This window comes from Pseudoalteromonas umbrosa, from assembly GCF_030125375.1.
Lineage (GTDB): Bacteria > Pseudomonadota > Gammaproteobacteria > Enterobacterales > Alteromonadaceae > Pseudoalteromonas > Pseudoalteromonas umbrosa.
Window position 1 is genome coordinate 115,852 of sequence record NZ_JASJUU010000002.1, and the last position, 16,390, is coordinate 132,241.

18 protein-coding genes are annotated in these 16,390 nt (G+C 41.3%); 10 read left to right on the forward strand and 8 right to left on the reverse strand.

The window, feature by feature from the left end; all coding sequences use genetic code 11:
* Positions 1-20: 20 nt before the first annotated feature.
* Genes ybeD through lipA form a run of 3 tightly spaced genes read left to right on the forward strand, consistent with a single transcriptional unit; the run spans position 21 to position 1,927 of the window.
* Positions 21-299: a DUF493 family protein YbeD gene (gene ybeD, locus QNM16_RS07695; protein ID WP_039611602.1), complete on the forward strand. Its 279-nt coding sequence runs from the start codon at positions 21-23 to the stop codon at positions 297-299.
* A 12-nt stretch (positions 300-311) separates the two neighbouring features.
* Positions 312-965, forward strand: a complete 654-nt coding sequence (gene lipB, locus QNM16_RS07700) for a lipoyl(octanoyl) transferase LipB (protein ID WP_237137130.1) — start codon at positions 312-314, stop codon at positions 963-965.
* On the forward strand, positions 962-1,927 hold the full coding sequence (lipA, locus tag QNM16_RS07705; protein WP_063355361.1) for a lipoyl synthase: 966 nt from the start codon (positions 962-964) through the stop codon (positions 1,925-1,927). Before lipB ends, lipA begins: the two co-directional genes overlap by 4 nt.
* Before the next feature lie 58 nt (positions 1,928-1,985).
* Here the strand turns inward: lipA and QNM16_RS07710 are convergent, their stop codons facing one another.
* Both QNM16_RS07710 and QNM16_RS07715 read right to left on the reverse strand, forming a co-directional pair.
* Complete coding sequence (locus QNM16_RS07710) at positions 1,986-2,768, reverse strand: hypothetical protein (protein ID WP_284019972.1); 783 nt, start codon at positions 2,766-2,768, stop codon at positions 1,986-1,988.
* A 388-nt stretch (positions 2,769-3,156) separates the two neighbouring features.
* Positions 3,157-3,495, reverse strand: a complete 339-nt coding sequence (locus tag QNM16_RS07715) for a helix-turn-helix transcriptional regulator (RefSeq protein ID WP_284019973.1) — start codon at positions 3,493-3,495, stop codon at positions 3,157-3,159.
* A gap of 270 nt (positions 3,496-3,765) precedes the next feature.
* Here QNM16_RS07715 and QNM16_RS07720 point away from each other — a divergent pair, with 270 nt between their 5' ends.
* Positions 3,766-4,452 (forward strand): XRE family transcriptional regulator, encoded by a 687-nt coding sequence (locus QNM16_RS07720; protein ID WP_284019974.1) that lies wholly within the window; start codon positions 3,766-3,768, stop codon positions 4,450-4,452.
* A 50-nt stretch (positions 4,453-4,502) separates the two neighbouring features.
* On the opposite strand, the gene QNM16_RS07725 is transcribed toward QNM16_RS07720, so the two are convergent.
* Together QNM16_RS07725 and QNM16_RS07730 are read right to left on the reverse strand one after the other, a co-directional pair.
* Positions 4,503-7,160, reverse strand: a complete 2,658-nt coding sequence (locus QNM16_RS07725) for a glycosyl hydrolase family 18 protein (protein WP_284019975.1) — start codon at positions 7,158-7,160, stop codon at positions 4,503-4,505.
* Positions 7,161-7,197: 37 nt separating this feature from the next.
* A complete protein-coding gene (locus QNM16_RS07730; protein WP_284019976.1) occupies positions 7,198-7,599 on the reverse strand; it encodes a hypothetical protein in 402 nt (133 codons plus the stop codon).
* A gap of 466 nt (positions 7,600-8,065) precedes the next feature.
* Between QNM16_RS07730 and yghU the strand changes: the two genes are divergently transcribed.
* The gene (gene yghU, locus QNM16_RS07735; protein ID WP_284019977.1) at positions 8,066-8,932 is read left to right on the forward strand and encodes a glutathione-dependent disulfide-bond oxidoreductase; all 867 of its coding nucleotides are present in this window, start codon (positions 8,066-8,068) and stop codon (positions 8,930-8,932) included.
* A 43-nt stretch (positions 8,933-8,975) separates the two neighbouring features.
* On the opposite strand, the gene QNM16_RS07740 is transcribed toward yghU, so the two are convergent.
* Positions 8,976-9,449, reverse strand: a complete 474-nt coding sequence (locus QNM16_RS07740) for a VOC family protein (RefSeq protein ID WP_284019978.1) — start codon at positions 9,447-9,449, stop codon at positions 8,976-8,978.
* Between the two features lie 161 nt (positions 9,450-9,610).
* Between QNM16_RS07740 and QNM16_RS07745 the strand changes: the two genes are divergently transcribed.
* Both QNM16_RS07745 and QNM16_RS07750 read left to right on the forward strand, forming a co-directional pair.
* On the forward strand, positions 9,611-10,366 hold the full coding sequence (locus QNM16_RS07745; RefSeq protein WP_284019979.1) for a Nif3-like dinuclear metal center hexameric protein: 756 nt from the start codon (positions 9,611-9,613) through the stop codon (positions 10,364-10,366).
* A 6-nt stretch (positions 10,367-10,372) separates the two neighbouring features.
* Positions 10,373-11,167 (forward strand): methyltransferase domain-containing protein, encoded by a 795-nt coding sequence (locus QNM16_RS07750; RefSeq protein ID WP_284019980.1) that lies wholly within the window; start codon positions 10,373-10,375, stop codon positions 11,165-11,167.
* A gap of 170 nt (positions 11,168-11,337) precedes the next feature.
* On the opposite strand, the gene QNM16_RS07755 is transcribed toward QNM16_RS07750, so the two are convergent.
* Complete coding sequence (locus QNM16_RS07755) at positions 11,338-12,201, reverse strand: winged helix-turn-helix domain-containing protein (RefSeq protein ID WP_284019981.1); 864 nt, start codon at positions 12,199-12,201, stop codon at positions 11,338-11,340.
* Between the two features lie 204 nt (positions 12,202-12,405).
* On the reverse strand, positions 12,406-12,987 hold the full coding sequence (locus QNM16_RS07760; RefSeq protein WP_284019982.1) for a TetR/AcrR family transcriptional regulator: 582 nt from the start codon (positions 12,985-12,987) through the stop codon (positions 12,406-12,408).
* Positions 12,988-13,115: 128 nt separating this feature from the next.
* On the opposite strand from QNM16_RS07760, the gene QNM16_RS07765 reads away from it, so the two are divergent.
* Positions 13,116-14,159, forward strand: coding sequence for an alkene reductase (locus tag QNM16_RS07765; RefSeq protein ID WP_284019983.1), 1,044 nt, complete (start codon positions 13,116-13,118; stop codon positions 14,157-14,159).
* Positions 14,160-14,179: 20 nt separating this feature from the next.
* Here the strand turns inward: QNM16_RS07765 and QNM16_RS07770 are convergent, their stop codons facing one another.
* Positions 14,180-14,584 carry a rhodanese-like domain-containing protein gene (locus tag QNM16_RS07770; protein WP_284019984.1) on the reverse strand — a complete coding sequence of 135 codons (405 nt, stop codon included), beginning with the start codon at positions 14,582-14,584 and terminating at the stop codon, positions 14,180-14,182.
* Between the two features lie 526 nt (positions 14,585-15,110).
* On the opposite strand from QNM16_RS07770, the gene QNM16_RS07775 reads away from it, so the two are divergent.
* Both QNM16_RS07775 and QNM16_RS07780 read left to right on the forward strand, forming a co-directional pair.
* Positions 15,111-15,860 carry an SDR family oxidoreductase gene (locus tag QNM16_RS07775; RefSeq protein WP_284019985.1) on the forward strand — a complete coding sequence of 250 codons (750 nt, stop codon included), beginning with the start codon at positions 15,111-15,113 and terminating at the stop codon, positions 15,858-15,860.
* A 93-nt stretch (positions 15,861-15,953) separates the two neighbouring features.
* Positions 15,954-16,298, forward strand: a complete 345-nt coding sequence (locus QNM16_RS07780; protein WP_063361852.1) for a phasin family protein — start codon at positions 15,954-15,956, stop codon at positions 16,296-16,298.
* The last annotated feature ends 92 nt before the right edge of the window (positions 16,299-16,390 follow it).

A 16,390-nucleotide genomic window follows, 5' to 3' on the forward strand; every position in this document is an offset into this window, starting at 1 on the left:
TCTGTAGTGAGGAAACCGTCGTGGTAACACCTGTAAAAAACACTAAGTTTGATGAGTACTTAGAATTTCCCTGCCCGTTTACTTTTAAGGTCATGGGCTTGGCTAATGTTGATCTAACCGATCAGATTCTTACCAAAATGCAAGCCATTGCGCCTGGTGATTATGCGCCAAAAGTTAAGCCAAGTAGCAAAGGCACATATGAATCTGTCACTTTGGTTGCAACAGTGACGTCAAAAGAGCACATTGAGCAGATATACACTGAGCTAGGTAGTATCGAAGCTGTTCGTTACGTACTGTAGTGAAGGAAGTCCATGAGCAACCATAACGTCATCATTCGCCACCTTGGGCGACAAAGTTACGAGCCTATTTGGCAAAAAATGCAGCACTTTACTGATCAGCGTGATGACTCAGCGGCCGACGAAATTTGGTTAGTTGAACATAGCCCTGTCTTTACTCAAGGTCAAGCAGGTAAAGCTGAGCACGTACTTGCACCAGGTGATATTCCTGTTGTTAAAGTTGACAGAGGCGGTCAGGTGACTTATCACGGACCCGGCCAACAAATGATGTATGTTTTGTTCAATTTGCGCCGATTGAAAATTGGCGTAAGAGAACTGGTTACTTGGCTTGAAGAAACCATTATTGAATCATTGCAAGAGTACAATATCGATGCCTATGCTAAAGCTGATGCGCCAGGTGTTTATGTCAACAATTGCAAAATTGCTTCTTTAGGCTTAAGAGTTAGACGAGGCTGCTCATTCCACGGACTTGCGCTCAATGTCAACATGGACCTTAGTCCATTTTTGCGTATTAACCCATGCGGCTATGCAGGCATGGAGATGATACAAACTAGCGATTTAAATGGGCCTGCTACGCTTGAAGAAGCAGGTAACGGGCTTATTAAGCATATGCTTAAGCGCATTAACGCTGAGCATGTTGTTCACACTGAAGGGTTTGAGAACGAATGAGTAAACCAGTCAAAATGGAGCCGGGTGTAAAATTACGCGATGCCGAAAAAATGGCATTAATTCCGGTCAAAGTACTACCAACTGAGCGAGAGCAAATGCTCCGCAAGCCTGAGTGGCTTAAAATCCGCTTACCAAAATCAAGTGAGCGAATTGAAGGCATTAAAAGCGCAATGCGTAAGCATGGCTTACACTCAGTTTGTGAAGAGGCATCTTGTCCTAATTTATCTGAGTGCTTTAACCACGGTACAGCGACATTCATGATTTTAGGCGCTATTTGTACTCGTCGTTGCCCATTCTGTGATGTCGCACACGGTCGCCCGTTAAAGCCTGATGCAGCTGAGCCAGAAAAGCTTGCACTGACAATTAAAGACATGAAACTTAAGTACGTGGTGATTACCTCAGTAGACCGCGACGACTTACGTGATGGCGGCGCACAGCATTTTGCAGACTGTATCAGAGAGATCCGCAAGCATAATCCGGGGATCACCATTGAAATCCTAGTCCCTGATTTTCGTGGCCGTATGGATAGAGCACTTGAGATCCTAACCGAAACGCCACCTGATGTATTTAATCACAACTTGGAAACTGCGCCTAGACTATACAAATTAGCGCGTCCAGGTGCTGATTATAAATGGTCTCTAGAGTTACTTCGCCGCTTCAAAGAAGCACACCCAGAAGTTAAGACCAAATCAGGTTTGATGGTAGGATTAGGTGAAGAGATCTCTGAAATTGAAGAAGTCTTAAGAGACCTACGTGAACATAACGTAGACATGTTAACAGTTGGACAGTACTTGGCGCCTTCGAAGCACCACTTGCCCGTTAAGCGCTACGTGCCACCAGCAGAGTTTGACGCTCTGAAAGACTACGCTGATGAAATTGGCTTTTCACATGCAGCATGTGGCCCGTTTGTTCGTTCAAGTTACCACGCAGACCAACAAGCGGCAGGTAAAGAAGTAAAATAACTTTACGTAACGCATAAAAAAGCAAGCTCCTGAGCTTGCTTTTTTTGTGGCTATTCTTCTATTTTACAATCACTTGGTCTTCCCATAGGTGAATGATATTAGGGTTTGTTAGGTTAAATACTTTAACAACCATGGTTTTACCCGCCGCATTTTCACATTCAATAATTTGATACAAAACCTGATGCGCAGGATTTGTTAACACGTCATTTTTAATAAACACATCTGAGTGAAATGGCCCTTTGCGATCTTCCCCATGGAACAGACCTAATGATACGCCTCGATTCGCTACTGTTGAGCAATAAGATTGTGTGTTTTGATTATTCACACTTAAGCTGCTGCGAATACGATATGCGGAATGGTAGCCGTATGAATATGGCTGATAAATAAACTTACCTTCGGGCTCTAGTGTTACCTGCCAATCCACAATTGGAGCACCCGGTACATTAACCAACACATTGTAATCGATGCCATCGCCATCAAGGCAGTTTATATGAACCGTTTTGGAAGCCTGCAATGCATTTTCATCATTCAAATCTGCCTCTAATGTCAAACTCTGCGTAGAATCCACATCCACAGATAGACTCAAATTAGCGAGGTTATTATGGGTTTCGTTAGAATAAACATTGGCGTTGTAACAGCGGCTGAACTCATCTCTAAGCTGCACATTGAGCGTTAATTTATGGGCATGTTCACTGGTGATCAGAACATGGCTCACAGGCCCATCAATATAGTGTGTTAAACGTTCAAAGCCATCTTCGTCAGCAATATTTTGCGCAAGTGCAGCCGCATTCAAGCTTGTCAATAACGTACAAAATACAATCGAAAGTTTAGATAAAGACATGACAATTTCCTTTTCATTGAGAGAAACCCGCATAGTCTGTACTACATACTCAGCTACCTGATGACTAAAAGCTATCAGTCAATTTATTCCAATACAAATAGCACAATGGTCATTACAAGAATCATAAAAACTGAAAATTTATCTAAATTTTTTAACCTATTAAGTGAGTACCCTTTTAAGATAATTAGTTAATAAAAAGCATCTCATAATCACACACAAGCATTCCTATGTAATCCACAAGTAATCATCATCAATATTTTAAAAATCACCAATGCATCCGTTTCATTTAACTGCAAAGTACAACCCTGTTTATAACTTATTATTACGCACTTCCCTTGAGTGCGTAATAAATGAAGAGATTGAAATTCGTTTTTGAACGCGTCATATCTTACGCAGTTAACTCAGGGTCGTTTCGTACCCCTTCAATTACTTGAGTAATGTCCATCAGATAAACATCTTCAATCAATGAAATCACATCATTCCATCGAGGATTATATTCATTGTTTTCCCATCGCCTTAAAGTTCGTTCTTCAATACCGTAGCAGGCCGCGGATTCAGCCTGCGTATATCCCCTGCACTTTCTTGCATACTTTAACAGTTGCGCACCTTTTGGGGTACGAATTAACTTAGTTGCTTGAGGGCTCATATCAGCACTAGTTTGAGCAGATACTAAGTGTTGAGATAAGCGAGTTTTCATTTGAGTATTGAATGTAAGGTGTTTGGCCATGTTCACTTTCCTTATTTTTTTACGCAAGTGAGTACGTCTGCACCCGCAGGTGCCCTACTAACTGTTATAACTTACCGTAATTAATGCATACTGAACCTGTAAAAAGCTCGAATGCGTAATTTTTTAATAAGTATAATTCAAAATATTACGCACCACAACCACTAATGAATTTATTCCTGCGTAAAAAATTGCATTGAGTTTATTTTTAAAGCTCCTTATAATGCCTGACATGACGCTTAAACAGATGTGATATAGGAAATATAACCCATTATGGACGGAGTAAATTACCTCAATACCTTAGCTGACAGAGTCGAGGAAGCGATTAAACCACATAGTATCAGGGCGTTTGCGTCAAAAATTGATGTTTCTGAAGGCACATTGCGTCGCATTTTAAAAGGCGAAGACCCAAAACTGAGCATCATTGAACGAATAGCTAATGAAGCACAAGTAAATCTATTGTGGCTTATCACTGGCACAGAAAGTAATGTCGATGATGTGGAGTCATTACACCCAGTCGTAAAATTAGATGAATTTAATGATGCATTTGTTTTGGTTCCCGGCTACCACGTATCTGTAAGCACAGGGTACGGTGCATTTAATGACCAAACTCAAGTTTCAAGACATCTCGCATTTCGAAAAAAATGGCTTGAATACAAAAACCTTGAAAAGAGTAAATTAGCCGTTGTTTTTGCTAAAGGCGATTCTATGGAACCGACCATTCATAATAACAATACGATTTTAGTCGATTTAAGTGACAAAAAGCTCAGTGAAGGCTTAATTTATGTGGTTAGACTCGGAGAAGAGCTATACGCGAAACGTCTGCAACAATACCTAGATGGCTCTGTAAGGCTCATCAGTGACAATAAAGAATATGTTGAGCAGGTCGTAAAGCCTGATGAGATGGAGCAACTTGAGATCATTGGAAAGGTAGTATGGATAGGAAAAGATCTCACTTAAATCTTTTCCTATGGGTCAGAGTGTGGACAGTCAGCCCACACAAAATTCAATTAGAGTTTTTGCCACGCACTGCTTTTACCTGGTTCATCACCTTTGGTCCACCACAATGCTTTATAACGTGCACATAGGTTAGCGGCATCACAATGATTCACTTCTGAACCTGCATTGTAAGCAACATCAACATGCCATGGAAATTCAGCTTGACTAATCAAGGTCCATGCATCAGCAAAACGCGTTGGCTCAACACCAGAAACCCAATATTTAGCTTCCCAAACAAGTGTTTGTTGCACTTCTTGATCAAAATGACTAACTCGATCGCCGGTGTTGTAAACCGCTTGAGCATCATAAGCTGGATGACCACCGGCGCCTTTTGGTGTAACTGTAACGATTACTGTATCAGTATAGTTATCAACACCATTGTCAGATACACTTAACTGGAATACTAATTGCTCTGCTTGCGATACTTGAGGCGCTGCAAAACTAGCTTGATTAGTATCTGCACCAGCCAACACAACTGCGGTGCCAGAAACCTGAGACCATGTATATGTTAAAACATCACCATCAGCATCTGATGTTGCGCTACCATCTAACACTACACTCGCTGTTTCTGATTCAACTTGTTGGTCTGCGCCTGCATTTACCACCGGAGGCGTGTTTACAATACTGTCTCGGACCGTGATCACAACTTCGTCACTAGTATTTCCGCCTTTGCCATCGTTAGCACTAAAGCGCAAAGTTACTGTTGCTTCGCCTACAACATCAGGCGCGACAAATTCTAGGTTCAATGCACTAGTGACACCTAAAGTAACCGCAGGACCAGATACTTGCTGCCATTGATAAGAAAGTGCATCGTTATCTGCGTCACTCGCCGTCGCTGCCAGTTTAACCACAGACCCTGATAACACACTTTGATCCGCGCCAGCATTGACCACAGGGGCACGGTTAGAACCATCTACAAGTGGGTGACCAAGCGACTCGTGCATCCAGTTTAAAATGTCGCCATTGTCTGTGTCGATCTCCCAACCAAACATACCTGCTAAACCTTCTTGGAATACAAGTTCACCTTTTGCCTTAATCGACTTTTGATCATCGTAAGAAATCAGATCGCCCGTACTAGGTCGATAGATGTAAGGTGCTTGTGCAACCGTATCATAGTGATACTCCCAGTCAGGGTGTTTCGCCCACTGTGCAATGTTGGCATACATCAAGGTACCAGGCTCTAGCTTAAATGCATCAGCCGGTGCTGAAGGGCCGGTCGCTTTACCTTGCATATGGTGTGTACCAGGCGTATGTTCAACACCAGTCCAACCACGACCATACATAGCAATACCTGCGATCAATTTATTGCCCGGTACGCCTTGCGCTTTGAGTAAATCAATACCCGTCTTCAGGTTATATTGTGTGGTACGCACATCTGAAGGTTTGAAATCTGAAGGATATACTGCAGTTTGGTGACCTAGGCCTTCTAAATCCCATGCGCCGAAATAGTCGTAGGACATCATTAAGATATAGTCCATATACTTAATCGCTTCACCGTAATTTACTTTCTCAAGCTTATCAAAGCCGACATTAATCGCCGAAGTAAGTTCATATTTCCGACCAGTGCGCGCTTCCTCTTCATCAAGCATCGCTCGAAGCTCTTTCATCAACTTAATGTATGTCGCACCATCACTTGGAGAACCTAAGTTCGGATTTGCTGCTGCGACGCCTGGGAATTCCCAATCGATATCAATACCATCCCAAAACTGCCATGTTCTTAAATACTGACGGCAAGACTCAACAAATGTTTTACGCTTAGCGTCGTCTGCCATGAAATAAAATGGATCAGATAGCGTCCAACCACCGATAGATGGGATAATTTTGAGATCAGGATAACGCTGCTTGAGTGCCATCATCTGACCATAATTGCCTTTGATTGCATCTTGATTTACTTGATCACCAACAGGCTTCATGTAAGCCGCCCAAGGATCAGGTGGCGCAAGCTCAAAATCACTCAGACCGGCTGTAACGCGTTGAAAGGTGTCATAGCCTGTCGGATTTTCCTTTTTGAACGACTCGTTAGGGCCAGCAATCGCAACAAATCCATAAAAAATATGGGTCAGGTTTTCCGCAGGAATATTATCAATGTAGTAATCCATCCCTTCAACACGATAAACAGACCACTCTGCAGCGTATGCCGCTACGACTTTACCCGTTGTATTAACGTAAGATCGGTTAGTCATCTCGATTGGAAAACGCGGGTCGTTCACTTTCATTGGCAAAGGATCTAAATGGCTACCCGCAGTGTCTGCAACTACAAGAACTTTACTATTAGTGCTGTCACTACAGCCATCAATATTACACAGTTGTACCGTTAAGTTGAATTTACCACCTTTGGTAAATGTTAACGTTTCTACACCCGATTGCGAGCTGCCTACTTCTGTTAACACACGACTGTGGACTACCTGCCCATCAAGTAATACTTTAACTGTTTCACCAGCTTCCCCAGTCCACTTTGACCAAGGCACAGAAACATCAACACTTGGCGCAACTAAAACGTCTTTATATGCAAGTGAATCTGTGATTGTAACTAAACTATGTTTTTCAACCATCCATTCTACTTTTGGCGCACCTGGAGCTGCTGCAAGTGTAGAAAGAGAGGTGAAAAAACCTGAGAGAAGCAACGCCTGCTTAACCCGGTTTAATGCCCTTTTGTTTGATGTTTTCATTTTATATCCTTCAACATGTTTTTATTGCTACGCAGGTTTATCTACCTGCTTTTTTAAACTTCAGCGGACCCTTACTTCCCCCTGAAGCATATTCCCCTATCAAATACTGTCCGTCCTCGGACAGCGTCAACGTATGGACACCTTCAGTTGTCCATCCCGGAATTTGTTGCGTTACCTGAACCTTCACCGTGATAGTGTCTTTTTCACGTACACCATTGCCATGCTCTACAAACGGCGCCCCTTTAAACTCCAAATAATGTGCAGTAAACACCTCATTCCCTTGCTGTGACACTATTAAATGACCATTCGCGAAATTGCTGTTGTTAACGTCATGCCACAGACCTGCAATACGTCGCTCAGTCACCTGTTCACTAAGGCTTGCTTGTGAAGAGACAGCGCTGTCATCAGCGTGAGAAAAAAAAGCGCAATTTATTGTCAAAAGCACGCATATTGAACGAAAAGCTTTGTACATTGCTATAGGCCCTCAAATAAGTTAACAAAATCAAAAATGTTATTAACACCAATGTACCTAATATAAAGTAAAACACAACCCGCTTTAGGAACTAGAAAATACTAACTACGCACAATTAAAGGTATAACCCACCCAACTTTCTCTTTTTATAAGCGCTATTAGTCTGAATTTATTACTTTTAAAAAAATCACATGAATTACACTCAATGTAATGAAATAGTAAAAATAATGGACTAAAGCATTTTAGCTATCTGTATTATCTTCAAAATACCTGCCGGATGAGCGATTAACTGGCTCCATAAACATAACAAAGTCAACTAAAGTTATTGTGTTCTGTGCATGTGACTCAACACTAATATTGAGCAACTGAATTAAAAACGCGCTGACCACGGTCCACATTAGAAGATTAAAACCAACGAATAAAAGGAAAGGTGATGACAAAAACTACTTATACACCAGAACGAGTTTGGCAATGGCAAGAAGGTAACGGCGGAAAATTTGCCAATATAAATCGCCCAACAGCAGGACACAGATTCGAAACAACTTTGCCCACTGGCAAGCACCCGCTCCAACTTTATTCTTTAGCGACCCCTAATGGCGTTAAGGTCACCATTTTACTCGAAGAGCTACTCGAGAAAGGTATCGCAGGAGCAGAATACGATGCCTTTTTAATTGATATTATGGAAGGAGATCAGTTCTCCTCTGGGTTTTGCGACATTAATCCCAATTCAAAAATCCCTGCGCTAATTGATAACAGTCAAACGCCATCTATTCGAGTATTTGAATCTGGCGCAATCTTGCTATATCTGGCAGAAAAATTCTCTGAGTTTCTTCCTAAATCTCTCGCGCTTCGCACCGAGTGTCTTAACTGGTTATTCTGGCAAATGGGAGCAGCACCCATTTTAGGTGGTGGATTTGGACACTTTTATGCTTATGCACCGGAAAAATACCAATACCCCATCGACCGATACACCATGGAAGTAAAAAGACAACTAGATGTGTTAAATAATCACCTACAAAACAATGCCTATATGTGTGGCGATGAATACACCATCGCTGACATAGCTATTTGGCCTTGGTATGGGGTACTCGTTGAAGGCGGGCTGTATGAGGCGGCAGAGTTTTTAAATGTACAAGAATACACTCACGTTCAACGCTGGGCTAAATCAATTTCAAAACGCCCTGCAGTCAAGCGTGGGCGCATGGTCAATCGCACATGGGGTGAACCAAGCGAACAGCTTCACCAAAGACATGACAGTAGCGATTTCGAATTAAACACCCAAGACAAGATTAACCTCTAACACAGGCACTGTTAGCCCTCTTGTGGGGCTTAATTTAAGGGCATCACTGCGTTTGCTGTTTAGACATAAACTCGCTCATCCTTTCTTGCAACTCTGCTTCGGTTAACTCTTCGATATGAGTTGCAATTGTCCAAACATGTCCGAACGGGTCTTCTAATGTACCTGCTCTATCACCATAAAATTGATCTTCAACAGCTCTGAGCTCTTTTGCCCCCATTGCCAAAGCTTGTGAGAAAACAAAGTCGACATCCTCTACATAATGCATCAAAGAAACCGAAGTTCCCCCCAACTCCTTTGGTCCCTTGAAATGCATATCCGGGCATTCATCACTGATCATGATATGCGAGTCGCCAATTTTCAGTTCAGCATGCGCGATTAATCCATCTGGCATGTTGAGCTGCATAACCAATGACGCATTAAATACTTTTTGATAAAAATGAATGGCGTCAGCGCCGCCTTGTACAATTAAATAAGGCGTGATCGCATGATACCCTTGAGGAATTCCCTTAACCGCCATTATTGTTGCTCCAAAGCGATGTGTATGAAACTAAAACTAGCCTAATATTGGCAAAGCACAACTTTGCCCTAAACTTTCCCGAGACACGGATTGAAATATGACGCTTTTCTTCCGTCAAAAAAACGCTAAACTATGCGTTTTTATCGCATTTCGGGGTCATTATGCAGCGCAAAAAATTAGTTAACCAACTCACAGAATTACTCAAACCTTTTCAAATAAGTGACTTTTGCCCCAATGGTTTGCAGGTTGAAGGTAAGTCAGAGATCAAAAAGATAATTACCGGTGTCACTGCCAGCCAAGCGCTAATAGATGTTGCGATAGAAAAGCAAGCCGATGCAATCTTAGTGCACCATGGCTACTTTTGGAAAGGTGAAGACCAGCCAATTACTGGCATGAAAAAGCGTCGCATTCAAAGTTTACTTGCACATGATATTAATTTACTGGCTTATCACCTACCGCTTGATGTACACCCAGAGCTTGGCAACAATGCACAACTTGGTCAGCTCCTAGACCTGATTGTAGAGCGTCCACTGGAGCCGTGGAATAAGAGCAGTGTCGCTGTTAAAGGAAAACTAAAAACCCCGATGACAACCGATGAATTTGCGCAGCTAATAGAAAATAAATTAGATAGAGCACCACTAATGAATCAAGCTGGTGAGCACAAGATTGAAACGATTGCGTGGTGCACAGGCGGCGGTCAAAGCTTTATTGATCTAGCGGCTAGCCAAGGCATTGATGCCTACCTAACAGGTGAAGCATCCGAGCAAACCATCCATAGTTCTAATGAACAAGGCATTCACTTTTTTGCAGCTGGACACCATGCAACTGAGCGTTACGGTGTTAAAGCCTTAGGGGAATACTTGGCTGACAAATACGACCTTGATGTTGAGTTTGTCGATATTAATAACCCGGTTTAAGCCATCATGGCAAAAAAGCAACATAAACCTAGTCCTCAAGATCGTCACTTTTGTGATATTGCAGGTAAGTTTAAAAATAATATCTACGGTACAACCAAGGGCAAAATTCGTGAAGCCGTGCTCAAACGTGATTTAGACGAGCTATTGAGCCATCACTTTACAGACAAAGCGCTCAGAATACTTGATGTTGGTGGAGGCCAAGGCCAACTTGCGCTCTACCTTGCTAAGCGAGGCCATCACGTGACTTTACTAGATGTATCTGAGCCTATGTTAGATCTCGCCAAAGAACGTGCTCAAAGTGAAAACCTTATCAATAAGATGAGCTTCATTCATGCTCAGTTACAAGATATCCCAGCACTTGACCTTGGGCAGTTTGATTTAGTGCTCTGTCATGCAGTTTTAGAGTGGATAGTTGAGCAGCAACACGCATTAACCATATTAAAAAATTGCTTAAAGCCTAATAGCGTATTATCTCTTATGTACTTTAATAAAGCTGCGCAGCGTTTGGCAAACATGGTCTATGGTAACTTCGACTACGTAGCGAGCGGATTGAAAGTTAAACAAAAAGTGGGACTTAGTCCAAATCAGCCACTGGAAAGTGAGCAGGTTGAACTTTGGTTAGCCGAGCTATCTCTCAAAACGATTAGTAAAACGGGCGTGCGTTGTTTTCACGATTATTTACGCGAGCTGCAAAAAGCAGAAGACCAATTTGAGGCGCTTTTAGCCCTTGAACTGCAGTACAACAGAGCAGAGCCCTATGCATCAATAGGAAGATATACGCACTTGTTGTTGCAATCATAAAAGAAAACGGCCTTAACATCTACAGCACCCACCACGGTACTAATGTTAAGGCCAAGACATTTGCTGTAAGAGAGCAGCAATTAAACGTTGACATAGTTGCATGAATTTGTCCCTTGAATCGCTTTGAAATAAATTGAAAAGCAAACAAATCAATCAGTTAATGTTTTTCACTACATTTTTTCATCACTAAAATGCAGCAATACATAATTATAAAGCTCACGCTTTTTAGTCGCGACACCTTGACCACCTGCTGATAAAATCACTTCTGTTTGCTGATCTGAATCAACCCAAGTATATACATAAAATGGCGTATTATTTCCGACAGCACGCATCGCTCGGAGAAGCTTTAGCCCTGCTAAAGGCTCACCTTCACGGCCCATATCTGAAATAACGACCGTATATTCATACATACTCAACAGCAATAGCGCCTCTTGTGTTGATGTTGTGTTATAAACACCTATCTTTTTTTTAAGAAAATATCCCTGCTCCTTTGCATTGTTTTTAGGGTTATCATCAACCCACAGTATTCTCCCTTTGGCATCAACGGGTTCACTGGCCTTAAAGCTCATATTTTGCTCATGATCAAACCCATGGTTAACTACTAGCCATATGCATACACAGCACATCAGCAGAGTCACACCAATCCAAAATTTTAAATGCGCACCATCAGATCTTTGCTCTGCTCGCAGTATTGCTAACTCAAGCTGAGCAGTATCATTTGCACTGAGAATTGTGACTTCAGGATTAAACTTGTAACCCTGTCCACGCACAGTAAAAATAACATCTTGTTTTACACCTAATCGCCTTAATAGACTTCGTGTATCAGAGATCAAACGAGGTAGTGACCATGGGGAAACAACTGAATCAGGCCATAAGTAGGCTACCAGCTCTTCTTGAGAACAAACTTTAGGGTGGGTATCAATTAAATAAGCAAGTAGCTTAAAAGTGCGATCTTCAAGTACCGCCTTTTTCCCATCTACTTCGAAGCTTTGACTTCGAGTGTTTAACACTGCATTAGAAAACTGATATTCCATATCTTCATGATTTCCAATTAATTAACTAATAATCACAAGAATTCATAGACTATACCAAAGTCTTCAACAGAGCTAGTCTTTCAAGCTAGTAATAATGTCTAATGGAATGTACCTAAATACACACTTTCTTTCTCTGACTATCTGAACGTATTTAGCATTATTATCAAATATATACAGTGCATACAGAGGCTTCAAATACGGCTGTTAACGGCAAACATCACGTAATAATTGGTTAGCTAGAGTCGCAATTACATCAGCATCTTTTTGAGCTTGGGAAAATGTCCTAAGTCCATAAATACCAACTATTAAACTTTGTGCTCGCTGCTCAGGCAAGCGCTCTCCCTTTATCGCGCCTTCTTTTTCAGCTTGTATAAATATGTCTTTCATAAAACTTTGCCACATGATGCACTGTTGGCTTAAAACTGCCTGTGCCTGCTCATCTGTTTGAGCAATTTCATTAATGGCTTTTTGACTTAAACATGATTGGGTAGGGTCGCCACTGACACACTCAGCAACAATACTGTCTAAGTACGCTTGTAATCCACTTAATGCATCACTCTGATCACGAAAAATAGCGCGTAGCTCGTCGCTTCTGTCCAAGTTGTACTGTTCTAATGACGCAAGCAATAAACCTTTTTTATTCTCAAATGCACAGTAGATAGAACCTGGATGAAGCCCTGTAGCGCGCTTTAAATCTTGCATACTGGTTTTATTGTAGCCTTTTTCCATAAATGCATTCATAGCGGCTCTTAGAACAGCTTCTCTATCAAACTCTGCGCTTCTCATTAATAACTCCATGAGGGGATTTATAGGTATCTTAAACAATTTTGAACAAATGTTCAAAAACTCTCTTGAATGATCGTTCAAATAAAGCTATCTTGAATAAACATTCAAAATAAAGAGAACGACAACCCATGACAGACATCTTATTTCAACCCTATAAATTAAACGACATTATCTCATTAAAAAACCGCGTATTAATGGCGCCTCTTACACGCTGTATGGCAGACGATGCACTCGTCCCTACAGATGATATGGCCGCATATTATGCAAGACGAGCTGAAGCTGGATTAATTATTTCTGAAGCGACTATTATCCGACCTGATGGCCAGGGGTACCCAAATACTCCAGGGTTATTTACTCCTGAGCAAATCAATGGATGGCGAAAGGTCACTGATGCTGTGCACAATAACGGTGGTAAGATTTTTGCGCAGCTATGGCATACAGGCCGCACGGCACACCCCTACTTTTATGATGGAGACACTGTCATAGCGCCAAGTGCACGAGGACTTGAAGGAACAGTTCCGCGTATGAGAGAGCTCAGTTATCAAGTGCCAACTCCTGCTACCGTTGAGCAAATCAAGCAATTGGTTGAAGACTACGCTCAGGCAGCTGCCAATGCGATAGATGCTGGCTTTGACGGTGTTGAGATCCATGGCGCTAATGGATATCTCATCGACCAATTTTTGCATTATGACAGCAATACCCGAACCGACCAATACGGCGAGACTCCCGAAAATATGAGCCGATTTGCTTTGGAAGTCGTCGATGCCATTGCGACGCGTATCGGCCATGAAAAAACAGCCTTACGTCTATCTCCGGGTGCGTATTTCAACATGGCTGCGGATGTGCGAGACAAAGCCGTGTTTGACTACTTATTACCTGAACTGGAAAAACGCAACTTGGCCTTTTTACATATCGGGATATTCGACGACGAAATGACGTTCGAACACCTCGGTGGCAGAGCTTCTGACTATGTTAGAGCAAGATATCAAAAAACATTGGTTGGTGTCGGTGGGTTTACACCACAAACAGGGGCAACAGCAATAGAGTCCGACCGCTTTGATTTACTCGCAATTGGTAGACCATTTATTGCCAATCCAGATTACATTGCCAAAGTCAAAAATCAGCAACCTTTAACCGAATATAGTGAAGAGATGCTAGCATCTCTCATATAATGTATTGACTATCAGGGTTACTACTTTACCAGTGGTAGCCCTTGCGACTTCCAACCCAAAATATCTCCCTCTAAGTGGAGCAAATTAAACCCGCGTTTAAATAAAGCGGTTTCAAAAATTTGTGCCCGCCTTCCAGAGCGGCAATACACCACTAATGTTTGATCTTTTAATTCATTGAGTAGAAATGATTGCGCTTCAATTTGATCATAAGGAATATTTATCGCGCCTTTAATATGACCATCAGCGTACTCTTCCACAGTACGCACATCGATAATCGTATATGGAGCATCTGACATTTGATTAATTAACAACTCTTTTGCTTTAACAGCTTGAATATTTGCACTGACTACAGCACTAAAGCAAAGCGATGTGACCAAAATTACTTTTAAGAGAAATACCTCAAAAAACCGCCCAGAACTGAACATCAGCAAACTCCTAACTAAAACTATTGAAAAAACGCATTACCAAAATAGCCTATCTTAAAAATCATTAAAAGACGATATATCTGCAAATGAAGAAATCCTTTTTAAAAAAATCACCAACCTAATAAAACAATAAGCACTTAATTTTTAATAGAAAATAAAACCATGATTGAAATAATTAGCGTCTACTATCCTTTAGTCTAATACCGAAAATGCCAATACCTACTATTACTTACTGCACGCGAGATTGGACAATTGGTTAGACAACTCACCTTGTTAAATTTTGAGTTTTTAGTCTAATCTAAAATTGAATATTGAGCAGTATGGCAGCGGTTTAGGTAATACGTGCCTAAAACAAATACAAAATCATTAGTATTTGTCTTTTATATTAAACAAATTAGTTATTAATTCGTCACATTAGACATGAACAATAACGTTAGTTTTAACCCGTCGCTGAATACAACCACTTCAGCGATACGTGGCTTAGTTGTGCAGTTGTTTTGCCACTTAATGTTCGGAACAGCACATTATGGAAAATAAAAAAATAGCAGTAGTAACAGGCGCTTTAGGTGGTATCGGTACAGCCATTACCCAAAAGCTCGTAGAAAATAATTACTTTGTTATTGCAGTTGCAAGCCCTAGACGTAACGAAGCAGACTTTGATACTTGGTGCAATGAATCAAATATCAACCCGAAATATGTTTCACCATTATTTTTAGATGTGACTGACGCACAAGCGTGCACTGATAGCCTTGAGTCAGTTATTGATAATCACGGTAAAATTGACGTTTTGGTTAATAATGCTGGTATTACTCGTGATGCTTCATTTAAAAAAATGAATGCGCAGCAATGGCACGATGTCATTGATACAAATTTAAATTCTATGTTCAATATGACTCAACCTCTGTTTGCACACATGTGTAGCAATAAGTCAGGTCGTGTTATCAACATCTCTAGCGTTAATGGTCAAAAAGGACAGTTTGGCCAAGCAAACTACGCGGCAGCCAAAGCTGGTATGATTGGCTTTAGTAAATCCCTTGCCTATGAAGGCGCACGAGCAGGTGTAACAGTGAATGTTGTTGCACCTGGATATACAGAAACCCCTATGGTTGCAAAAATGCGTGAAGACGTATTAGAAAGCATCAAGGCACAAGTGCCGATGCAACGACTAGCGACACCATTAGAAGTTGCTGAAACAGTGAGCTTTTTAGCATCTGATGGCGCTGCATATATTACAGGTGAAACGCTTGCCTTAAACGGCGGCCTGTATATGAACTAAAAAACTCAACGATACCATTTAGAAAAGGCAACTTTTCTGTAGTAGATGGGTATTGCATTTTTAAACGGATTATCTCTCAATAGGAAGCAAGCCATGTACAACGACTTTTTTAAATCAATCACTGATCAAAGCGAAAAATTCTTTTCACCTGCAATTCAGTTCAACCAACTAGTTGCAAAAAATATCGAGCAACTAGCGAAAATTCAGCTAGATGCAGCGCATTCATTCACAGAGACATCTGTAGAACAACTAAAAACTGCCGCTGAAGTAAAAGACGTAAAGTCTTTCATTGACTTCAATGCAAGCCAGCTCAGTGCAGTTAATAAACTAAGCCAGCAGCTTATCGAAGACGGTCAAAAGTTAACTCAATTAGGTCAAGAGTTTAAAGACAACCTAGAGACCATCTCTAACGAGACTGTTAAAGCGGCAAAAGTATAATGCGTTAATATCAGCCTAGTGAAATCCAATTTTGCTAGGCTGATCTACCTAATTCAAATGCAATACCACTGACAAGCTTATATATGGTCATC

What these genes read in the sequence shown, in the direction of transcription:
- lipB (WP_237137130.1), top strand. Translation starts at nt 312, where the DNA reads ATGAGCAACCATAACGTCATCATTCGCCACCTTGGGCGACAAAGTTAC.
- lipA (WP_063355361.1), top strand. Translation starts at nt 962, where the DNA reads ATGAGTAAACCAGTCAAAATGGAGCCGGGTGTAAAATTACGCGATGCC.
- QNM16_RS07710 (WP_284019972.1), bottom strand. Translation starts at nt 2,768, where the DNA reads ATGTCTTTATCTAAACTTTCGATTGTATTTTGTACGTTATTGACAAGC.
- QNM16_RS07715 (WP_284019973.1), bottom strand. Translation starts at nt 3,495, where the DNA reads ATGGCCAAACACCTTACATTCAATACTCAAATGAAAACTCGCTTATCT.
- QNM16_RS07720 (WP_284019974.1), top strand. Translation starts at nt 3,766, where the DNA reads ATGGACGGAGTAAATTACCTCAATACCTTAGCTGACAGAGTCGAGGAA.
- QNM16_RS07725 (WP_284019975.1), bottom strand. Translation starts at nt 7,160, where the DNA reads ATGAAAACATCAAACAAAAGGGCATTAAACCGGGTTAAGCAGGCGTTG.
- yghU (WP_284019977.1), top strand. Translation starts at nt 8,066, where the DNA reads ATGACAAAAACTACTTATACACCAGAACGAGTTTGGCAATGGCAAGAA.
- QNM16_RS07740 (WP_284019978.1), bottom strand. Translation starts at nt 9,449, where the DNA reads ATGGCGGTTAAGGGAATTCCTCAAGGGTATCATGCGATCACGCCTTAT.
- QNM16_RS07745 (WP_284019979.1), top strand. Translation starts at nt 9,611, where the DNA reads ATGCAGCGCAAAAAATTAGTTAACCAACTCACAGAATTACTCAAACCT.
- QNM16_RS07750 (WP_284019980.1), top strand. Translation starts at nt 10,373, where the DNA reads ATGGCAAAAAAGCAACATAAACCTAGTCCTCAAGATCGTCACTTTTGT.
- QNM16_RS07755 (WP_284019981.1), bottom strand. Translation starts at nt 12,201, where the DNA reads ATGGAATATCAGTTTTCTAATGCAGTGTTAAACACTCGAAGTCAAAGC.
- QNM16_RS07760 (WP_284019982.1), bottom strand. Translation starts at nt 12,987, where the DNA reads ATGAGAAGCGCAGAGTTTGATAGAGAAGCTGTTCTAAGAGCCGCTATG.
- QNM16_RS07765 (WP_284019983.1), top strand. Translation starts at nt 13,116, where the DNA reads ATGACAGACATCTTATTTCAACCCTATAAATTAAACGACATTATCTCA.
- QNM16_RS07770 (WP_284019984.1), bottom strand. Translation starts at nt 14,584, where the DNA reads ATGTTCAGTTCTGGGCGGTTTTTTGAGGTATTTCTCTTAAAAGTAATT.
- QNM16_RS07775 (WP_284019985.1), top strand. Translation starts at nt 15,111, where the DNA reads ATGGAAAATAAAAAAATAGCAGTAGTAACAGGCGCTTTAGGTGGTATC.
- QNM16_RS07780 (WP_063361852.1), top strand. Translation starts at nt 15,954, where the DNA reads ATGTACAACGACTTTTTTAAATCAATCACTGATCAAAGCGAAAAATTC.